Source organism: Gilliamella sp. Choc4-2, assembly GCF_001690355.1.
GTDB classification, from domain to species: Bacteria; Pseudomonadota; Gammaproteobacteria; order Enterobacterales; family Orbaceae; genus Gilliamella; species Gilliamella apicola_A.
Map to the genome: position 1 here is coordinate 1 of NZ_LZHG01000054.1, position 21,764 is coordinate 21,764.

The window sequence follows — 21,764 nt, forward strand, 5'->3', positions numbered from 1 at the left end:
CCATGCCGAACTCAGAAGTGAAACGCCGTAGTGCCGATGGTAGTGTGGGTATTACCCATGTGAGAGTAGGGTGCCGCCAGACTTTTTAAATTATAGAGAGCCCAGCAGAGATGCTGGGCTTTTTTACGTCTATTAAATAAATTATATAAATGTATGTTAAATAGAATTTATTTAATGTGTAATATGATAAAATCAGTATAGGAATATAATGAAAACATTAATAGCTTTTAATAAACCGTTTAATGTTGTCACTCAATTTTCGCCTCATGAAAAATATCAGACACTAAAAGACTTTATTCCTTTACATAAGTACATGCAATTTCTATTTCTTAGACCTCACCATTAAAGTCATATATTTCATTAATCGTTTTAAAGGTTTACGGTTGCACTCTAAACATTGCAACATCTTATTGAAAATAGAGTTTTATAAAAATTAGATTTCAAAATTCATTTAGTAGAATCTTTTCAAACTACTTTAGTTATTTTTATTAGTTAATATCTGAAGTTTTTAGCCCATTCACTTTTTTCCTCATTTATAAATAGTTGGGTTAGCTATATATGTATGGAATAATTGTTTAATTCTATTCCACTCTTGCTGTTTTTTATATGAATACAATTAATATTCTACATTTTCATATTTAAGTTCTTTTTTATTTTTATTGTGTTATATAATAGAAATTTTCTTATTCATTTTTTAGCATTATCACGGCTTTCTATTCGCATTACACGGTAAATTATTGCATAATACACAATGTATAAAATACTGATTGTAAATTAGGAATAATTATGGAACTTCTTTGTCCTGCTGGCTCATTGCCATCACTTAAAATTGCTATTGATAACGGAGCTGACGCTGTTTATATTGGTTTAAAGGATGATACCAATGCTCGGCATTTTGCTGGTTTAAATTTTAATGAAAAACGATTAATCGAAGCTTCTGATTATGTGCATAAACGGGGTAAAAAACTTCATATTGCGATTAATACTTTCGCACATCCTAATAATTTTCATCGGTGGCAACATGCGGTAGATATAGCAGCCAATATTGGTGCTGATGCCCTTATTATTGCTGATTTAGCTATCCTAGATTATGCTGCTGAAAAGTATCCTAATATCGAGCGCCATGTTTCTGTGCAAGCTTCATCGACCAATGAGGAGTCAATTAAGTTTTACTATAATAATTTTCAGGTACATCGCATTGTTTTACCGCGTGTACTTTCGATGCATCAAGTTAAACAGTTATCACAAGTTTCACCCGTTCCGCTTGAAGTGTTTGCTTTTGGTAGTTTGTGTATTATGGCGGAAGGTCGATGTTATTTGTCATCTTACTTAACTGGCGAATCACCTAATACCGTTGGCGCTTGTTCGCCTGCCAAATTTGTTCGTTGGGAAGAAACAGAGAAAGGACTGGAGTCAAGATTGAATAATGTGTTAATTGATTGTCATAAGAAAGGCGAAAATGCAGGCTATCCAACACTATGTAAAGGTCGTTATTTTGTTGGAGATGAGCTTTATCATCCGATCGAGGAGCCAACAAGTTTAAATACCATTGAGCTATTGCCTGAACTGTTTGCCGCAAATATCGCATCGGTTAAAATAGAAGGTCGTCAGCGTAGCCCAGCTTATGTCGAGCAAGTGACAAAAGTATGGAGACAAGCTATCGATCGCTATAAAGCCAATCCGCAATCGTTCCAAGCAGAACAACGTTGGATAGATACGCTAGGTTCGGTGTCAGAAGGCACACAAACAACATTAGGCGCTTATCATCGTAAATGGCAATAAGGTGAGTTAGCAATAGATAATGTGCTAACAGCATCAAGGTAAATCATTGAAAAAGATCTAACATAAATATAGTGAGCAAAACCATGAAATACGCATTAGGACCAGTGCTTTATTATTGGCCTAAAACTGAAACAGAAGCTTTTTATTACTCTGCTAAAGAGAGTCAGGCGGATATTATTTATATGGGTGAAACCGTTTGTACTAAACGTCGTGAAATGAAAGTCGCTAATTGGCTTGAGCTGGCAAAAGAGATCGCAAAATCAGGCAAGCAAGTTGTGCTGTCAACATTGGCTTTGCTTGAGGCTCCATCGGAACTTAATGAGTTGCGGCAATTAATAAATAATGGTGATTTTTTGGTTGAAGCCAACGATTTGGCGGCAATTAACATTGCACAAGAACATAAGTTGCCGTTTGTTGCTGGCCCAGCCATTAACTGTTATAACGCTTTAACTTTAAAATTATTACAAAAACAAGGTATGGTTCGCTGGTGTATGCCGGTTGAGCTTTCTCGTGATTGGTTGAGCAATGTTCTTAAACAGCTTGAGAGTTTAAATATCGCACGAAATTTTGAAGTTGAAGTCTTCAGCTATGGTTATTTACCTTTGGCTTATTCAGCTCGCTGTTTCACTGCAAGATCGGAAGATAAGCCTAAAGATAAATGCGAAACTTGTTGTATTAAGTATCCTGTTGGACGTGAGGTGTTTTCGCAAGAACAACAGAAAGTATTTGTGTTAAACGGCATTCAGACTCAAAGCGGTTATTGTTACAATTTGGGAAATAATTTAAAAGAGATGAAAGAATTGGTCGATATTATTAGAATTTCACCGCTTGGTATTGAAACACTTGATATTATTAAGCTGTTCAAAGCTAACGAAGATGGATTAAATCCACTGCAAATTGAACATAACCGAGATTGTAATGGTTACTGGAATGGGATTGCCGGACTTGAACTTACTCAATAAGCATTTTCTGCCTGAACAGTTTCGGGGAAATTTTCCTGCGCTTAATAGTGAAAGCGTATATCTTGATTCGGCAGCAACAGCACTTAAACCGCAAGCCTTGGTCGATGTAACACTAATGTATTATGCCAAGAATACAGCTACTGCAAAACGTAGTTTACACCAAGATGCTTTGCAAGTAACTGCAACAATTGATAAGGCTAGACAAAATGTTGCTGATTTAATTCATGCTAATAGTAGTGCTGAAATTATCTGGACACGGGGTGCAACCGAGTCAATTAATTTAATTACACAAAGCTATGCCCGCTCGTTGTTACAACCTGGTGATGAAATTATTGTGAGTGAATTAGAGCATCATAGTAATTTATTACCTTGGTTGATTGTGGCTAAGCAAACAAGGGCTAAAGTCATAAAATGGTCGTCCGATGTTAATGAATTATCGTCGTTAATGTCAGAGAAGACGAAAATTGTTGCAATCACCCAAATGTCAAATGTAACAGGTTTTTGTCCTGATTTGTCTGCAATTAGTTGTATTGTTCATCAATATGATGCTGTTTTAGTGGTGGATGGTGCGCAAGGTGTTGTTCATCATGCAATTAATGTTAACCAGTTAGATATCGATTTTTATGTCTTTTCTGCCCATAAATTGTATGGTCCAACGGGGCTTGGCGTTTTATATGGTAAAAAGGCATTACTTGAGCACATGTCGGTTTGGCATGGTGGTGGTAAAATGCTAAAAAGCGCTTCGTTTGATGATTTTATTCAAGAAGATATTCCTTATAAATTTGAAGCTGGCACACCTAATATTGCAGGTATTGTTGGTTTTGATGCCGTACTTGAGTGGTTAAAAAGTTGGGATAATAAGCAAACAGAAAACTACACAAAACAGCTAGCTTATTACGCAAAATCACAACTAAACCAATTTGCAGGTATTCAATTTTATAGTGTGGATGATAGCTCGATAATCACTTTTAATATCAATAATATTCATCATAATGATATTGCTATTTTGTTAAGTGAACAAAATATTGCCATCCGTACTGGTCAGCTTTGTGCACAGCCTTTGATGAATAAATTAGGATGCCACGGAGTGGTTCGTGTTTCATTGATGCCATATAATAATCAGCAAGATGTGGATAAACTTATTTCAGTATTGCAAAATTCAATTGAAATATTAGAGTAATTTTATACTGAAACGTATAGTTTCCTGAAACTTTTTTACAAACAGTTAACCGTAAATAGGTCAATATTATGCTATCACAGCAAAACTTAACCAAATTATTCGCAAAGCAACATAATTGGCAAGATCGTTATCGACAGTTAGTGATGTTAGCAAAGCAATTGCCTGATTTTCCTGAAGAGCAAAAGACAGCGCAAAATCAAGTCAATGGCTGTGAAAACCGAGTTTGGTTGACTTATCAAAAACAGACAGATAATACCTATGTTTTTAGTGGTGATAGTGAGGGTCGAATTGTAAAAGGTTTAATGGCAATTTTAGTGATTATTGCTAATAATAAAACTGCCAAAGAAATTCTCTCAATCAATTTTCAATCCATATTAAATGAATTTAAAATAACAGCTGAACTCAGCCAATCACGATTGCATGGGTTGGTGAAATTAATCGAGCGCATTCAATCTATAGTATAATAATTAATCTTCTGGATAAGTAAATAGCATTATTACTTTTTTAACACCGCTGACTTTGCTTGCAACTTCAGCGGCAACCCTACCTTCTTCTTGCGTGACGATGCCCATTAAAAAAACTTCACTGTTTTCGGTAACTACTTTGATTTTTCTTGCTTTCGTATCTGCATTTAGTATAAGTTGCGATTTAACTTTTGTTGTTATCCATGTGTCATTTGTGATTGTGCCTGCACCAATAATTTTTCCAATACGGATTTGATTAAATATTTTTTTTATACCGTCAATTTCAGCGACTAGACTTTCAGCCTTCATACTTTGCTCATTATTTCCTTGACCAGTTAAAAGGACATTGCTGTCATAAACACTTGTTGAAATCCGTGAACCAACAAATTCTGAGGCATTATCTTTTAGTTTCATACCAATTTTGGAATTAAGTGTCGTATCGTCAACTTGTGTTCCAGCTGTTCGAGGATCGCTAGCAACCTTTGCTGTGGCTGTGGCACCCGCACCAATTACTGCTGCAACACAGCCTTGTAACATTAATGCACTTGACATTAAAATTACTGTTAAGGCAAATTTTTTCATTATAACTCCTTCAATTTATGGCTAAGCAATATGTAGACAAAGATAGAATTACATTTCATTATGCCTTGGGGAAAGTAATTTGCAAAATAATTTTATTGTTATTTTAATGATAATAATTTAATTTCTACCAAAATAAATAGCTTAGAAAATAATGGCACAATTTCTCTTTACAACTACAATATGCTATCTTCTTATATTAAACAATATAGTTGTGTTTATTAGTTTAAGTATGGATCAAGATTTTATTTATTGGCTTTATGGTTTATCTGCACCAATGGCGCAAGCTAGGGAATTGATTCTTGAGAGGCATGCACCTTTGATATGATTGCTGATGGACATGCTCTCTAGATATTATCTAATGTATTGTCGATTTACTGAATTAGACAGGTATAAATACAAGATAATCATCAAAAAGTGTTATTAGAATTAGTTGAACAAACTTTTTATGTATGTGGCTATAGTGGCTTCGTAACTGGGGTTATGTGCGTATAGGATATGTGTTAAGTATTGGTATTACCAATAAATATATTACCGAATAAAAAACACTATGGATTTTCTTAAGAATAGCTGTTGGTTCTCAATATTTTTATTAATCGTGGATAACTATTTTACTGGTTAGTCGATTGGATTTGAATTTTGGGAAACACTCAATAATAAAGAAAATCTTGAAGTATTATGCGGTGAATTAAGCCGAGTATCATAAACACATACCATGAAAATATTAATTAGAGACAAGGATTCATCTTGATAAACACAAATTAATTGTTTGTGGTGCCTAAATCAATATCGATTGAATAATGCATAAACTCTCTGAATAATATAATAATTGTCTATTGTTTAGATTATATACTAGCGATTACCAGAATTGCAAAAATGATACTAAAGATTAGTAAAATAGGTTTATCTATAATCTTTAAATATAATTATTTTATTCGTTAATTTTTGTAATTTGACTAATAAGTTTACCTTTTTTCAGCCTTGTTACGATAATGTCACCAATAGCAACTTGCTCAGAGCGACGAACTACTGTGTTGTCTTGGTTCGTGGTAACTGAATAACCTCGTTCAAGTGTAGCTAGAGGACTAACATTATTAAGTTGAGAGGTTTGTAAAATAAATTGATGTTGTGATATTGTTAACCTTTGTTTAATTAAATTGATTAGTTGCTGTTTTTTTTGCCATGTAACTTGCCCTAGATAAACAATATTATTTTGTGGAGATACTCGTAATAATCGTTTATCAAGTGCATTATAGCGATTTGACAGTCTGATCAAATATTGCTGAATATTTTTAGATAATGAATGGCGATAAGTTAAGAGTTGACTCAATTGTTTTTCTAGCTTTGTTTGTGGATGTTGAGTTTGCAATTGATGTCGCCATTTATTGAGTTTTTCTCGACACTGCATTAAATAATAATCCATTGCCATGGATAAATGCTGTTCTTGAGTCTGCAAACGTTTCTCTTGTTCTAAGCTATCTTGGCTAACAAGCTCTGCTGCCGCAGATGGCGTTGCTGCTCTTACATCAGCCACAAAATCGGCAATCGTAAAATCAATTTCATGCCCAATGGCACTGACAATAGGTAATTGACTTGCAAAAATAGCTCTTGCCACCACTTCTTCATTAAATGACCATAAATCTTCAATCGACCCCCCACCCCGACCAACTATTAAGATGTCACATTCTTGACGAATGTTGGCAATGTGAATCATTTTAGCAATTTGCTCGGCTGCTTCGATACCTTGTACTTGTGTTGGGTAAATAATTAAATGCAAACTCGGATCTCGGCGTTTTAATATCTGACAAATATCATGTAATGCCGCACCTGTTGATGAAGTGATAATTCCAACTGTGCGAATATTTTTAGGGAGTGGCTTTTTGTAAATAGCATCAAACATTCCTTTATCAGAAAGCCGTTTTTTTAACTGTTCAAATTTTTGTTGTAATAGCCCGGCACCTGCTGGCTGAATTTTATCAATAACCAGTTGATATTCACCACGAGCTTCGTACAAGGTTACTGTTGCTCTAACTAAAACCTGTTGTCCATTTTGTGGAGTAAAACCTACCCGAAAATTACTGTTGCGAAACATCGCACAACGAACTTGTGCGCTATCGTCTTTTAACGAAAAATACCAATGACCTGATGATGGACGTGAAAAGTTAGAAACTTCTCCCATTAACCAGATCTGCCCAATTGCATCAGACAGTAAATCTTTAACGATTTGATTAAGATCTTTGACCGATAAAACCGAGCTATTTTGCATGTGATGATCCTTTATTGTGATGATACAGATTTATACTAAATCAAATTTAGCCCAAATTGGAGCATGGTCAGAGGGTTTTTCCATTGCTCGAATAGCATAATCAATCCCTGTTTGTTGACAGTGTGCTAGCAATTTTTGACTAGCTAAAATTAAATCAATCCTAAGACCAGTATCTGTTTCAAACCCTTTTGAGCGGTAATCGAACCATGAATATTCTTGCTTTGTTGGATGTTCGTTACGGTAAGTATCAATAAAGCCAAGTGACATTAAATTGTTGATCCATTCACGCTCTTGCGGCAAAAATGAACATTTACCTGTACGAAGCCAACGTTTACGGCTTTCTTCTGAAATACCAATATCTAAATCAGTTGGACTGATGTTCATATCCCCCATAATTAAAGTTAATTGATTATTTAATTGATATTCTTGTAAATAATTATTCAGATCTTGATAAAATTTACGTTTAGCTGGGTATTTAGTTTCATGATGTAAACTTTCACCTTGCGGAAAATAACCATTAATTACGGTTAAATTCCCTTTACTAGTAGGTAATTCGGCCATAATTAAACGGCATTGTGCTTCATCCCCATCGGTTGGAAAACCGCATTGTACCGACAGAGGTTTTTGCTTTGTTAGTAAAGCAACTCCGTAATGTCCTTTTTGCCCATGATAGTTTAGGTAATAACCAAATGGTTCAAGCTCAGCAATAGGAAACTGGTTGTTATGGACTTTCGTTTCTTGTAAACCAATTACATCAGGCTGGTATTTATCAATAATAGCTGCTAATTGGTGAATTCGGGCACGAAGGCTGTTAATATTAAATGAGATAACATTCATGTTGATTTATTGTCTTGTATTTGATGTTCTAAATACGCATCGTACCAAAAATACGTTATACTGTTAAGCTATTACAGAAAAAACAACTCTTTGTGATAATAAGGAACAATCCAATATGTTTAAGGAACTACTTGCCTTACGCGATAAAATTGATGAAGTTGATCAATCTATTTTATCTTTAATTATAAAGCGATTAGCGTTAGTTGCTGAAGTTGGCGAAGTAAAAAGCAAGTACGGTATTCCCATCTATGATCCTCAACGCGAAGCCGATATGCTAGCTAAAAGACGGCAAGAGGCTAAAGAGCAAGGTGTTTCTCCTGTTTTAATGGAAGATATTTTACGTCGTTTGATGCGTGAATCTTATATTAGCGAAAATGATAAAGGTTTTAAAAAAGTCTATAGTGGTCAAGGATCAATAGTGATTGTTGGTGGTAATGGGCAAATGGGGCGATTGTTTGCTCGTTTATTTACCTTATCTGGGTATCAAGTTAAAACATTAGGTTCAAAAACGATGCATCAAGCAGCCGAAGTGGTTACTGATGCAGCGGCAGTTATCATGACGGTACCTATTAACAAAACTTGTGAAATTATTAAACAGCTACCACCATTACCCAAAGATTGCATTTTAACGGATCTTACATCCATAAAGGCTAAACCTCTCCAAGAAATGCTTGATAAGCATCAAGGTCCTGTCGTTGGTTTACATCCAATGTTTGGTCCGGATGTTCCGAATTTAGCAAAACAAATTATTGTTTATTGCCAAGGGCGTGATCCCGCCAAATATCAATGGTTAATTGAGCAAATGCGAATTTGGGGTGCTAATTTATGTGCAATTGATGCTAAAGAACATGACAAATGTATGTCGTTCATCCAAGCATTACGTCATTTCACTTCGTTTTCATATGGTGTCAATTTACAACGAGAACAAGCTGATTTAGAGCAATTGATCGCACTTTCTTCTCCTATTTATCGACTTGAGCTGATGATGATTGGGCGATTGTTTGCTCAAGATCCTGAGCTGTATGCCGATATCATTATGGCATCAGATGATAATATCGAATTAATCAAACGTTATTATGATTGCTTTGGAAAAATGGTTGAGGTTATTGAAGAGCGCGATAAAGCTAAATTTGTTGATAATTTTAATGAAGTTTCCAAATGGTTTGGTAATTATGCCAAGCATTTTATAAAAGAAAGCCAAGCTTTATTGAAATTGGCTAATGATAATCGTGAATAATTCGTATGAAATTTTTTTGAAGGATAATGAAAAAAACTAATTATTGATAAGAGCTGTCTAAAAAGTAGGTCTGAGTATGAGGAAAAAAATGTCTAATCGAAAATATTTTGGTACAGATGGAATTAGAGGTAAAGTTGGGCAGTATCCTATTACGCCTGACTTTGCGCTCAAATTAGGTTGGGCAGCTGGACGAGTTCTTGCTAAAGATGGTGTAAAAAAAGTATTAATCGGTAAAGATACCCGTATTTCTGGCTATATGCTTGAATCAGCACTAGAGGCAGGTTTTGCTTCAGCTGGTGTTGCCGCCGCCTTTACTGGACCAATGCCGACTCCTGCTATCGCTTATTTAACGCGAACATTTAGGGCTGATGCCGGCGTTGTTATTTCTGCATCACACAATCCTTTTTATGATAATGGTATTAAATTTTTTTCAACGGAAGGGAAAAAACTTGATGATGCCATTGAATTAGAAATCGAAGCTCAGCTTGAAAAAGAGATTGACTGCGTCGAATCTAAACAACTTGGACGAGCAAGTCGCATAACCGATGCAGCAGGTCGTTATATCGAATTTTGTAAAAGTACTTTTAATCACGATTTAAGTTTAGCAGGGCTTAAAATAGTTGTTGATTGTGCAAATGGTGCTACCTATCATATTGCGCCAAAAGTATTACGAGAGCTTGGCGCAAAAGTCATTAAAATTGGTTGCGAACCTGATGGTGTAAATATTAATGAAAATTGTGGTGCTACTGATATAAGAGCTCTTGCTAAATGTGTTATTGATGAAAAAGCAGATTTAGGTTTCGCCTTAGATGGTGATGGAGATCGCATCATTATGGTTGACCATAAAGGGAGAAAAATTGATGGTGATTTAATTATTTATATCATTGCACGAGAAGCATTAAGACAAGGACAATTAAAAGGTGGTGTCGTCGGAACGTTGATGAGCAATATGGGGCTTGAAATAGCACTTAAAAATCTTGGTATTCCATTTGTTAGATCAAACGTTGGTGATCGTTATGTCCTTGAAAAATTAATTGAAAAAAATTGGCGCTTAGGTGCTGAAAATTCTGGTCATGTATTATTATTAGATAAAACCACAACCGGTGATGGCATTATAGCTGGTTTACAAGTTTTAACCGCCATGATCCGTAATGATATGTCTTTAGCTGATTTATGCAGTGGCATGACCATGCTGCCTCAAATATTAATTAATGTGCGATTTTCAGCAAAAGATGATCCTTTGATTAAACCAACGGTAAAATCAGCTATTGAACAAGCAGAAAAACAATTAGGTAACCAGGGGCGCGTTTTAATCCGTAAATCGGGAACAGAGCCTCTTATACGTGTTATGGTTGAAGGTATCGATGAACTTGAAGTACAAAAATTAGCTGAATTTATCGCTACTGCTGTTAAAGCTTAAAAAAGGATATATTTCTATCAGCTCATTGAGTGATTAATGGACTTTTTTTTCATAACGTAATGGGGTAAGTTATGTACTCTTAACAAAAAATTAGTAAAAAGTGTCTAAATTCTTAATTTAGTTAATCAAAGGTTGACTTACTATAGGGATTTGGGTTTAAAATAGAAGCTTATGGTTATTACAGCGATTGTTTATACCTTTTAAAGGTATAAAACATAAGTAATATTTTTATATTTAAGAATAGGTAAGAAGGTTATATGGCAGTCTCCTCTCCAGCTTCACCGCAGGCTTATATAAAACACCATCTTGAAAATTTACAAGTGGGGTCAGGATTTTGGACATTTAATCTTGATTCATTATTTTTTTCAATAATACTTGGTGTTATTTTTCTATGGATTTTCCGTTGCGTTGCAAAGAAAGCCACCAGTGGTGTTCCAAGTAAATTGCAATGCGCTGTTGAAATGATTTTCGAGTTTGTTAATAATACAGTAAAAGACATGTTTACAGGGCAAAATAAACTTATTGCGCCTTTAGCTTTAACAGTGTTTATCTGGATCTTCTTAATGAACTTAATGGATCTTATACCCGTTGATTTTCTACCTTATGCGAGTCAATACTTGGGTCTTTCTCATTTAAGAGTAGTACCAACAGCTGATGTCAGCATTACCATGTCAATGGCTTTAGGTGTTTTTTTCTTAATTATCATTTATTCTATCAAGTACAAAGGGATTTCAGGGTTTATTAAAGATTACACACTTCATCCATTTAATCATTGGGCCTTTGCGCCAGTAAACCTTGTACTTGAATTAGTTGGTCTTTTAGCTAAACCGTTATCTTTAGGACTTCGACTTTTCGGTAATATGTATGCAGGTGAACTTATTTTCATTCTAATTGCTGCATTGATACCATGGTGGTCACAGTGGGTATTATCATTACCTTGGGCTATCTTCCATATTTTAATTATTACATTACAAGCATTTATTTTTATGGTGTTGACGATTGTCTATTTAGCAATGGCATCGGCGACGGAAGAACATTAATTTCAATATTTTTTATAGTTAACTGGAGTATATAATGGAAATTTTATATGTAGCCGCAGGCATAATGATGGGGTTAGCTGCTGTTGGTGGTGCAATTGGTATTGGTATTCTAGGTGGTAAATTTTTAGAAGGCGCCGCTCGCCAACCAGAATTAATACCTATGTTACGAACCCAATTTTTCATCGTTATGGGATTAGTTGATGCAATTCCAATGATTTGTGTAGGTATTGCATTATTCATCATTTTTGCTGTCGCAGGTTAATAATAATTTAAGAGGAATTGTCTCATGAATATGAACGCAACTCTCCTCGGCCAAGCAATTACATTTGTATTATTTGTTTGGTTCTGTATGAAGTTTGTTTGGCCTCCTGTTATTAGTGCAATTGAAAAACGCCAAAAAGAGATAGCAGATGGGCTTGCTTCAGCAGAAACAGCAAAAAAGGATTTGGAATTAGCCAAAGCAAATACATCTGACATAATGCAACAGGCTAAGGTTGAAGCTAATGCAATTATTGAGCAAGCGAATAAACGCAAAGCAATCATTCTTGAAGAAGCAAAACAAGAAGCTTCTCGCGAAAGAGAACGGATTGTTGCTCAAGGATTTGCCGAAGTAGAGGCTGAACGAAAACGAGTTAAAGAAGAGCTCAAACAGCAAGTGGCTACACTCGCAATTGCTGGTGCAGAAAAAATTATTCAACGTTCTGTTAATGAAGCCGCAAATAGCGACATCATTGATAAACTTGTAGCTGAACTATAAGGAGAATAGAGCAATGGCTGACTTAATTACAATTGCTCGCCCTTATGCTAAAGCTGCTTTTGATTTTGCGATAGAAAAAAATAACATCGAATCATGGCATAAAATGTTAGTGTTAGCATCTAAAGTGAGCAAAGATGCTCAAATAAGAAGTGTTTTAGCATCTGACATGAAAGCTGATTCAGTGGCTAACTTACTCATCAACATCTGTAAAGATGTGTTAGATGAGTTTAGCACTAACTTTATTAGGATTATGGCTGAAAACAAACGGTTATCGCTTCTTCCCGAAGTATTAATTTTGTTTGAGCAATATTGTTTAGAAAAAGAGGCCCAAGCAGATGTTGATGTTATTTCTGCCAATGAGCTAACCAATGAACAACTTAATAAAATTTCTGTCGCTGTCGAAAAACGTTTATCACGAAAAGTAAAACTAAAATGTTATATAGATAAATCGCTCATTTCTGGTTTTATTATTCGTACGGGCGATATGGTTATTGATAGTAGTATCAGAGGGCGTTTAAATCGTTTAAATGACGCTCTACAGTCTTAAGGGGACTGATAATGCAGCTAAATTCAACTGAAATAAGTGAACTAATTAAAGAGCGAATAGCTCAGTTCAATATTGTGAGTGATGCTCACAATGAAGGAACTATCATATCTGTAAGTGATGGTATTCTTCGAATTTACGGATTAACCGATGTAATGCAAGGCGAAATGATTGCATTACCAGGGGGCCGATATGCAATGGCATTAAATCTTGAAAGAGATTCAGTCGGTGCAGTGGTCATGGGACCATACGAAGATTTGTCTGAAGGAATGAAAGTGCAATGTACTGGTCGTATTTTACAAGTTCCAGTCGGCGAAGGTTTATTAGGCCGTGTTATTAACACATTAGGTGAGCCAATTGATGGTAAGGGTTCGATTCAGCATGATGGCTTTTCACCAGTTGAAGTCGTTGCCCCTGGTGTTATCGAACGAAAATCTGTTGACCAAGCATTACAAACTGGTTATAAAGCCGTTGACTCAATGATTCCAATTGGACGTGGTCAGCGTGAACTTATCATTGGTGACCGTCAAACGGGTAAAACAGCACTTGCTGTCGATGCAATTATCAACCAACGTGATTCAGGTGTAAAATGTATCTATGTCGCCATTGGTCAAAAACAATCGACCATTGCCAATGTTGTACGCAAACTTGAAGAGCATGGGGCACTTAAAAACACGATTGTGGTTGTGGCATCAGCGTCTGAATCAGCTGCACTACAATACTTAGCACCCTATGCTGGTTGTGCAATGGGTGAGTACTTCCGTGACCGTGGTCAAGATGCGTTAATTGTTTATGATGATTTATCTAAACAAGCTGTTGCTTATCGCCAAATTTCGTTATTACTTCGTCGCCCACCTGGACGTGAAGCTTATCCTGGCGATGTATTTTATCTTCATTCTCGTTTACTTGAACGTGCAGCTCGTGTTAATGAGACCTATGTTGAAGAGTACACTAAAGGTGAAGTTAAAGGGAAAACTGGCTCATTAACAGCATTACCAATTATTGAAACGCAGGCTGGTGACGTTTCAGCATTCGTACCAACTAACGTAATTTCGATTACTGATGGTCAGATTTTCCTTGAAACTAGCCTATTTAATTCAGGTATCCGCCCTGCGGTTAACCCTGGTATTTCGGTTTCACGTGTGGGTGGTGCAGCACAAACTAAGATAATGAAAAAATTATCAGGTGGTATTCGTACTGCGCTTGCTCAGTATCGTGAATTAGCTGCGTTTTCTCAGTTTGCATCAGATTTAGATGAAGCAACAAGAAACCAATTAAGTCACGGCGAAAAAGTAACAGAATTGTTAAAACAAAAACAATACTCACCTATGACTGTTGCTGAGCAATCTATTGTACTTTATGCTGCTGAGCGAGGTTACCTTGAAGATGTAGAATTGGCTAAAGTATTACCGTTTGAAACAGCACTACTTGCTTATGCTCATAGTCAATATGCTGATTTTATCAAATTAATCGATGAAACTGGCAATTACAATGATGAGATTGAAACTAAGCTAAAAGAATTACTTGAAAGCTTTAAATCAACTCAAACATGGTAAGGGTGAGGTAGAAAATGGCTAATGCAAAAGAGATTAGAACAAAAATTGCCAGTATCCAAAGTACGCAAAAAATCACTAAAGCAATGGAAATGGTTGCTAATTCTAAAATGCGTAAAACGCAAGATAGAATGGCTGCTAGTCGACCATATGCTGAAATGATTCGTGAAGTAATTGGACATTTAGCGTTAGCTCAGATAGGAACCAGACATTCTTATTTAGAAGAAAGAGATGTGAAAAGAGTTGGCTATCTTATTATTTCAACCGATCGTGGTTTATGTGGTGGTTTAAATATTAATCTTTTTAAAACTGTCGTTGCTGATATGTCAACATGGCAGGAAGAGGGTGTTGAAACTGATGTGGCTTTAATTGGTTCTCGAGGTGTTTCATTCTTTTCATCTGTAAAAACGAACATCTTAACTCAAGTAACTAACTTAGGGGACGAACCAAATTTATCTGATTTAATTGGTCCAGTAAAAACAATGCTTGAAGCATATGACAACGGAAAAATTGATAGATTATATATTGTTACCAATAGATTTATTAATACCATGTCACAAAAGCCAACAATACAGCAGTTATTACCATTACCACATTCAGAAGATAAAAAACTTAATGCTTCATCATGGGATTATATTTATGAGCCGGATGCTAAATCACTATTAGATGTAATTTTACGTCGCTATATTGAATCACAAGTTTATCAAGCTGTGGTTGAAAATCTAGCGAGTGAACAAGCAGCAAGAATGGTGGCTATGAAAGCGGCAACCGATAACGGTGCAAACTTAATCAATGAATTACAAATTGCGTATAACAAAGCACGTCAAGGTGCAATTACCAATGAGTTGATTGATATTGTATCTGGTGCAGCCGCTGTTTCTGGTTAATGCTAAATATATTGGCTTATAGTTAAGAAAAAGACGTAGAGGAATAAAAATGGCTACTGGAAAGATTGTCCAGATCATCGGTGCGGTGGTTGATGTCGAATTCCCAGAAGATGCAGTACCAAAGGTATATGATGCATTAGAAGTGGAAACTGGCACTGAGAAATTAGTTCTGGAAGTTCAGCAACAATTAGGTGGTGGTGTTGTTTGTTGTATTGCAATGGGATCATCTGATGGCTTAAGACGAGGGCTTAAAGTTGTAAACACTGGTCACGGTATTGAAGTACCTGTAGGTACTAAAACGCTAGGGCGTATTATGAACGTGCTTGGTGAACCTGTTGATAAAGCAGGTCCTATTGGTGAAGAAGAACGTTGGGCGATTCACCGTGCTGCCCCAACCTATGAAGAGCTTGCAAACTCAACTGAATTACTTGAAACAGGTATTAAAGTTATCGACCTAATTTGTCCATTTGCTAAAGGTGGTAAAGTTGGTCTATTTGGTGGTGCTGGTGTAGGTAAAACCGTTAATATGATGGAGTTGATCCGTAATATCGCTATTGAACACTCAGGTTACTCAGTGTTTACTGGTGTGGGTGAACGCACTCGTGAAGGCAATGACTTTTACCACGAAATGAAAGAATCAAACGTACTTGATAAAGTATCATTAGTTTACGGCCAAATGAATGAGCCACCAGGAAACCGTTTACGTGTTGCGTTAACTGGTTTGACTATGGCTGAAAAATTCCGTGACGAAGGTAAAGATGTTTTATTATTCATCGATAATATTTATCGTTATACCTTAGCTGGTACCGAAGTATCAGCGTTATTAGGTCGTATGCCATCGGCAGTAGGTTATCAACCAACATTAGCTGAAGAAATGGGGTTACTACAAGAACGTATTACTTCAACTAAGACTGGTTCGATTACTTCAATCCAAGCGGTGTATGTGCCAGCAGATGACTTGACTGACCCATCACCAGCAACAACCTTTGCTCACTTAGATGCGACAATCGTATTAAGTCGACAAATTGCTTCTTTAGGTATCTATCCTGCAGTGGATCCATTAGATTCAACTAGTCGTCAATTAGATCCTTTAGTTGTTGGTCAAGAGCACTATGATTGTGCCCGTGGTGTTCAGTCAATTCTACAACGTTATCAAGAATTAAAAGATATTATTGCTATTCTTGGTATGGATGAGTTATCTGAAGATGATAAATTGATCGTTGCTCGTGCACGTAAAATTCAGCGCTTCTTATCTCAACCATTCTTTGTTGCAGAAGTGTTCACTGGTTCACCAGGAAAATATGTACCTTTAAAAGATACGATCAGTGCATTTAAAGGAATCATGAATGGTGATTATGACCATATTCCTGAACAAGCATTCTATATGGTTGGTTCAATTGATGAAGCGATTGAGAAGGCAAAATCTCTCTAAGAGATTCATCGAACGAAGATCATATTAATGGAGATCGTATTATGGCACTAACTTCCTATCGATTAGAAGTTGTTAGTGCTGAATCTCACCTGTTTTCGGGTGATGTTCAGCGAATCAGAGTCACAGGTAAAGAAGGTGAACTTGGGATTTATCCTGGCCATACCCCTTTACTCACAGCCATAAAACCAGGCATGGTTGGCATTGTGAAAGCGAATGGTGAAGAAGAGTTTATTTATCTATCTGGCGGCATCTTAGAAGTACAACCTAACATCGTAACTATCTTGGCAGATACCGCAATTCGTGGTGAAGATTTAGATGAAGCAAGAGCACAAGAAGCAGTAAGACAAGCACAAGAACATATTAATCATCCAAGCGGTGATATGTCATTTGCACAAGCGTCTGCCGAATTATCTAAAGCCTTGGCAAAAATTCGCGTTATCGAATTAACACGCCGTATTGGTCAATAATCGACTGTTTTTCAAGAGCAGAAAAATTACCGGGCTACAAAGTTTGTTTTGTAGCCTTTTTTAATTCAAATGAACTATTATTAAAATTAATAAATAGTTGGTCTTGTTTGTTACTTAACTATTACAAATCAAACATAAATTCTTCGATACTATTAATATGAGCTATAATTTTTTATTTAAAATAAGAGTCACTAGATTTATTCATGAGTATTAGAGATAATTTTAGATAATTTTATCGTAATTAATGTTGCTATGTTTACTATTTATCATTCAAATCAAATCGAGCTTCTTAAATCATTAGTGAGTGAATTGATGCAAAGACAGCCATTAGAAGATGTATTTACATCGGATATGGTGATTGTACAAAGCCAAGGTATGGCACAATGGTTGCAAATTGCGTTGGCTGATGAAATAGGCATTTCTGCAAATATTAACTTCCCTTTTCCTACACAATTTATTTGGCAACTTTATCAAGTCTTGTTACCCAATGCACCAATTGAAAATAATTATAGTGTTGAAACAATGAGTTGGCGCTTGTATTATCTGCTTCCACAGCTTATTGAACAAAAAGAATTTAGTTCACTCAAGTTTTATTTGAATGTTGACAAAACAGATAGAAAACTATATCAACTGGCAACACGTATTGCCCGTTTATTTGACCAATATTTAGTTTATCGCTCCGATTGGTTAGTAAGATGGGAAGCTAATCAAACAGTAGCTGAGTTAAATCATCATTCTGATGAAACGTGGCAAGCGGAGTTGTGGCGTAAACTTATATCAATTAGCCAACCTTATCATCGAGCAAATATTTATCAACAAATGCTTAAAATTTTACAAGATGATAGATTGGATCGTACGCAATTAAAGCACTTACCAAAGCGTGTTTTTATTTTCGGTATATCTTCACTCCCTCCTATTTATTTATCATTGCTTGCGGCTCTTGGAAAACATATTGATGTTCATTTGATGTTTAATAACCCCTGTAAATGGTATTGGGGAGATATTATTGAAAAGCAATTATCAGATTTACAAAGTACGCCTGATAAAATTCCCAATCCGCTATTAACATCGTGGGGAAAATTAGGTCGAGATAATCTATTTTTACTACAAGACGTTAGCCATAAGCAAGATATTGAAGCCTTTGTTGATCAAGATCGCTTTTGCCTGTTACATGCAATTCAACAAGATATTTTGGAACTTTATCAAAGTGATTCTTGTAATAAACAAATTTTACCTGCGGATCAATCGATTTCATTTCATGCTTGCCATAGTGAACTACGTGAAGTTGAAGTATTATATGATTATCTGTTGTCCATTTTTGATGCCAACTCTGAGCTTGAATTACGTGATTGTATTGTAATGGTTTCAGATATAGACCGTTACGTACCTTATATTCGCGCTGTTTTTGGTAATGCAACTGGCCAACGTTATTTACCTTTTACCATTTCTGACCAAAAAGCACGGAATATTGATCCTATTGTGCAAGGATTCTTCGCTATTTTAAACTTTCCGTACAGTAGATTTACGTCAGAAGAGCTATTTAATTTGTTAGAAATTCCAGCTATTGCTGAAAAGTTTGCCATTAATGAATCACAGTTAACTCTTTTACGAACTTGGATTATTGAATCGGGTATTCGTTTTGGGCTTGAAAGTACGCATAGCTGGTTATTTGGCTTAGGGCGCTTATTGCTTGGTTATACGATGAGCAGTGAGCAAGGAGCTTGGCAACAAATATTACCATATGATGGTGCAACAGGTTTAGATGCCGAATTAATTGGTAAGTTAGCTGAGTTTGTTAGTGTTGTGAGCAAATGGTTAGCAATCTTAAGTGAAGAAAAACCATTAATTGAATGGCAAAGTTGTGTCTTTGAATTAATGAATGATTTTTTTGCGAGTAATCCACAGCGTGAATCTATTTTGTTAATGCTCGAAGAAGAGTGGCAAAAATTGATTAATAGTGGGATGGTGGCCAATTATACGGATAATATCTCTATCACTATTTTGCATGATGCTATGCAATCACGCTTAGAACAAAATCATTTAGTACACCGTTTTTTAATCGGTAAAATAAACTTTTGTACTATGATGCCAATGCGCTCTATTCCATTTAAAGTTGTTTGTTTATTGGGTATGAATGATGGCGATTATCCAAGAACATCACTACCACTTGATTTTGATCTTATTGCCCATCATCCAAGGCGAGGTGATCGTAGTCGTCGTAATGATGATCGCTACCTTTTTTTAGAAGCTATTTTATCGGCGCAAAACCTGCTTTATATTAGCTATATTGGTCGAGATATAAAAGATAATAGTGAACGTTATCCGTCAATACTCGTTGATGAACTTTGGGAATATATTGCTCAATATTATAACATTCCTGTAAACCAGGTTGATAACATTAATAACAACTTAGATTTTTTACGGATAAACCATACACGCACACCATTTAATCCCCTAAACTTTTTACAAAATCCAAAAAGTTATGCCGATGAATGGTTACCAGCTGCATTACAACAAGGAAAAGAGCAAGACTTTATTAGTAAAATACCCGCTATCAGTGTCGATAATATCAGTCTTGATGAATTAAAACGATTTTACCAACACCCAATTAGACTATTTTTACAAAAGCGTTTTAATTTTTATCTTAACTATCTTGACGATACGTTACCAGATGCGGAGAACTTTAATCTTGATAGTTTACAGCGTTACCAATTGAATTTGCAGATTTTAAATCAACTTATTGCCAAAGATCCTCAACAATCAGATGATTTATATCAACGCTTAGCACTAACTGGTGACTTACCTGACGGTGCATTTGGTCAGATTATTTACCATGAGCAAAATGAAACAATGCAATTATTAGCTAATAAAATCTGCCAAGAACGCTTGGATATGACAACACAAGAAGTTAATTTAACCATTTCATCCAATGATCAACATTACCAATTACAAGGTTGGTTAACTCACATTCAAGACGATGGTATATTGACATGGCGACCATCAAAGCTTTCGATTCGCAATGGTATTTCGTTGTGGATTGATCATTTGGTTTATTGCATTTTAAATCCTGATAAAATTGACAGTCAAAGTCGTATGTATGGTCGGGAAGATAATGAATGGCGATTTTCACATTTAAATGCAGATCTAGCCTTAACTATATTAACTAATTTAGTTGAAGGCTATTTGCAGGGTATCAATGAACCATTATTAATGCCATTAAAAAGTTCGTGGAGTTGGCTAATTGCAGCTTATGACAAGAAAACAGGTCAGATTATCGCTAGTGAAAGAGCTATCAATCAACTTTTAAATTCATGGCAAGGAGGATTTAACCAATCCGCCGAGTGTGACAGTTATTATACTCGTCTTTATCCTGAGTTAACCGATACACTGATTGAACAAATTATATTTACCGCTGAGCGATTTTTATTACCAATTTTATTACATCAAACAACAGTAGAATAAGAGGCATTATGTTTATTGATACACATTGTCATTTTGATTTTCCGCCTTTTACTGAATTTTTGGTTGATTCAATAAATAAGATTCGCCAAGTGGGTATTGTTGGGTTAATTATACCCACAGTTAGTGCTAACTATTTTGATACTGTTTTACAACTTACGAATAATTACCATGAACTTTATGCCGCTTTGGGATTACATCCTATCTACCAACATACTATGGCTGATTTAGAACTATTAACCAATAGTGTTAAAACAAAACCTAAAAAATTAGTTGCCATTGGAGAAATCGGGCTCGATCGCTACGATTTAAGTATCGATTGGCAACAACAATTATTATTTTTTAGGTCGCAATTAACACTTGCCAAACAGTTTGATTTACCCGTTTTAATACATTCACGCAAAGCGCACGATATTATGTACCGCGAATTACACAAGGCCAACTTACCTTGTCGCGGTGTAATACATGGTTTTTCAGGTAGTTATCAACAAGCCATGCAATTTGTTAAGCTGGGTTATTATATTGGTGTAGGTGGCGTAATTAGTTATGAACGTGCGAATAAAACTCGCAATACAATTGCTCAATTACCGCTTGACAGTCTAGTGCTTGAAACAGATGCACCCGATATGCCACTAAGTGGGCGCCAAGGACAACCAAACCGTCCTGAATACATTACTGCGGTTTTTAAGATTTTAACACAATTACGCAATGAGCCACCAGATTACATACTTAATACAATTTTAACAAACACCTTAATGTTATTTAGCAGAATTAATAATATAAAAAAAACAAAAAATTAATATAATTCTACAATCATTACAGAATTGTTTTATTAACCTCATAGAAAATTTATTATATCTGTTTTTATCGGATCTAACTGCTGACGTGTTTTCAGTTT

General features: G+C 35.6%; 19 protein-coding genes, 1 rRNA gene and 1 pseudogene. 18 read left to right on the forward strand and 3 right to left on the reverse strand.

Annotated features, from left to right (window positions below; translation table 11 throughout):
• The 6 genes and pseudogenes from rrf to csdE form a co-directional block, all read left to right on the forward strand.
• A 5S ribosomal RNA gene (gene rrf, locus A9G34_RS11140) occupies positions 1–82 on the forward strand; the annotation flags it as partial.
• 126 nt (positions 83–208) lie between these two features.
• A pseudogene (locus A9G34_RS10610) lies at positions 209–304 on the forward strand (pseudouridine synthase); the annotation flags it as partial.
• A 482-nt stretch (positions 305–786) separates the two neighbouring features.
• Positions 787–1,782 carry a ubiquinone anaerobic biosynthesis protein UbiU gene (gene ubiU, locus A9G34_RS07005; protein WP_034947751.1) on the forward strand — a complete coding sequence of 332 codons (996 nt, stop codon included), beginning with the start codon at positions 787–789 and terminating at the stop codon, positions 1,780–1,782.
• An 83-nt stretch (positions 1,783–1,865) separates the two neighbouring features.
• Positions 1,866–2,744, forward strand: a complete 879-nt coding sequence (locus A9G34_RS07010; RefSeq protein ID WP_065569291.1) for a U32 family peptidase — start codon at positions 1,866–1,868, stop codon at positions 2,742–2,744.
• Positions 2,713–3,924, forward strand: a complete 1,212-nt coding sequence (csdA, locus tag A9G34_RS07015) for a cysteine desulfurase CsdA (RefSeq protein WP_065569292.1) — start codon at positions 2,713–2,715, stop codon at positions 3,922–3,924. The genes A9G34_RS07010 and csdA overlap by 32 nt, the downstream gene beginning before the upstream one ends.
• A gap of 68 nt (positions 3,925–3,992) precedes the next feature.
• Positions 3,993–4,388, forward strand: a complete 396-nt coding sequence (gene csdE, locus A9G34_RS07020; protein WP_065569293.1) for a cysteine desulfurase sulfur acceptor subunit CsdE — start codon at positions 3,993–3,995, stop codon at positions 4,386–4,388.
• A 3-nt stretch (positions 4,389–4,391) separates the two neighbouring features.
• Here the strand turns inward: csdE and dolP are convergent, their stop codons facing one another.
• The 3 genes from dolP to xthA all read right to left on the reverse strand — a co-directional run bounded on the left by dolP (position 4,392) and on the right by xthA (position 8,070).
• The gene (gene dolP / locus A9G34_RS07025; protein WP_065569294.1) at positions 4,392–4,970 is read right to left on the reverse strand and encodes a division/outer membrane stress-associated lipid-binding lipoprotein; all 579 of its coding nucleotides are present in this window, start codon (positions 4,968–4,970) and stop codon (positions 4,392–4,394) included.
• Positions 4,971–5,898: 928 nt separating this feature from the next.
• Positions 5,899–7,233: an exodeoxyribonuclease VII large subunit gene (xseA, locus tag A9G34_RS07030; RefSeq protein ID WP_065569295.1), complete on the reverse strand. Its 1,335-nt coding sequence runs from the start codon at positions 7,231–7,233 to the stop codon at positions 5,899–5,901.
• 30 nt (positions 7,234–7,263) lie between these two features.
• Positions 7,264–8,070, reverse strand: coding sequence for an exodeoxyribonuclease III (gene xthA, locus A9G34_RS07035; RefSeq protein WP_034947767.1), 807 nt, complete (start codon positions 8,068–8,070; stop codon positions 7,264–7,266).
• Between the two features lie 115 nt (positions 8,071–8,185).
• On the opposite strand from xthA, the gene tyrA reads away from it, so the two are divergent.
• The 12 genes from tyrA (at position 8,186) to A9G34_RS07095 (ending at position 21,666) form a co-directional block, all read left to right on the forward strand.
• Complete coding sequence (gene tyrA / locus A9G34_RS07040) at positions 8,186–9,307, forward strand: bifunctional chorismate mutase/prephenate dehydrogenase (RefSeq protein ID WP_065569296.1); 1,122 nt, start codon at positions 8,186–8,188, stop codon at positions 9,305–9,307.
• An 88-nt stretch (positions 9,308–9,395) separates the two neighbouring features.
• Positions 9,396–10,727, forward strand: coding sequence for a phosphoglucosamine mutase (glmM, locus tag A9G34_RS07045; RefSeq protein WP_065569297.1), 1,332 nt, complete (start codon positions 9,396–9,398; stop codon positions 10,725–10,727).
• Positions 10,728–10,984: 257 nt separating this feature from the next.
• On the forward strand, positions 10,985–11,767 hold the full coding sequence (gene atpB / locus A9G34_RS07050) for a F0F1 ATP synthase subunit A (RefSeq protein WP_034947779.1): 783 nt from the start codon (positions 10,985–10,987) through the stop codon (positions 11,765–11,767).
• Between the two features lie 34 nt (positions 11,768–11,801).
• Positions 11,802–12,029: a F0F1 ATP synthase subunit C gene (atpE, locus tag A9G34_RS07055; protein WP_442902649.1), complete on the forward strand. Its 228-nt coding sequence runs from the start codon at positions 11,802–11,804 to the stop codon at positions 12,027–12,029.
• A 24-nt stretch (positions 12,030–12,053) separates the two neighbouring features.
• A complete protein-coding gene (gene atpF, locus A9G34_RS07060) occupies positions 12,054–12,524 on the forward strand; it encodes a F0F1 ATP synthase subunit B (protein WP_034947786.1) in 471 nt (156 codons plus the stop codon).
• A gap of 13 nt (positions 12,525–12,537) precedes the next feature.
• Complete coding sequence (gene atpH / locus A9G34_RS07065) at positions 12,538–13,071, forward strand: F0F1 ATP synthase subunit delta (RefSeq protein ID WP_065569298.1); 534 nt, start codon at positions 12,538–12,540, stop codon at positions 13,069–13,071.
• A gap of 11 nt (positions 13,072–13,082) precedes the next feature.
• Positions 13,083–14,624 carry a F0F1 ATP synthase subunit alpha gene (atpA, locus tag A9G34_RS07070; RefSeq protein WP_034947791.1) on the forward strand — a complete coding sequence of 514 codons (1,542 nt, stop codon included), beginning with the start codon at positions 13,083–13,085 and terminating at the stop codon, positions 14,622–14,624.
• A gap of 14 nt (positions 14,625–14,638) precedes the next feature.
• Positions 14,639–15,508: a F0F1 ATP synthase subunit gamma gene (gene atpG / locus A9G34_RS07075; protein WP_065569299.1), complete on the forward strand. Its 870-nt coding sequence runs from the start codon at positions 14,639–14,641 to the stop codon at positions 15,506–15,508.
• A 49-nt stretch (positions 15,509–15,557) separates the two neighbouring features.
• Complete coding sequence (gene atpD, locus A9G34_RS07080) at positions 15,558–16,940, forward strand: F0F1 ATP synthase subunit beta (RefSeq protein ID WP_034947797.1); 1,383 nt, start codon at positions 15,558–15,560, stop codon at positions 16,938–16,940.
• Positions 16,941–16,981: 41 nt separating this feature from the next.
• Positions 16,982–17,407 carry a F0F1 ATP synthase subunit epsilon gene (locus tag A9G34_RS07085; RefSeq protein WP_065569300.1) on the forward strand — a complete coding sequence of 142 codons (426 nt, stop codon included), beginning with the start codon at positions 16,982–16,984 and terminating at the stop codon, positions 17,405–17,407.
• 252 nt (positions 17,408–17,659) lie between these two features.
• A complete protein-coding gene (gene recC / locus A9G34_RS07090) occupies positions 17,660–20,869 on the forward strand; it encodes an exodeoxyribonuclease V subunit gamma (RefSeq protein WP_065569301.1) in 3,210 nt (1,069 codons plus the stop codon).
• A gap of 8 nt (positions 20,870–20,877) precedes the next feature.
• On the forward strand, positions 20,878–21,666 hold the full coding sequence (locus tag A9G34_RS07095; protein ID WP_065569302.1) for a TatD family hydrolase: 789 nt from the start codon (positions 20,878–20,880) through the stop codon (positions 21,664–21,666).
• The last annotated feature ends 98 nt before the right edge of the window (positions 21,667–21,764 follow it).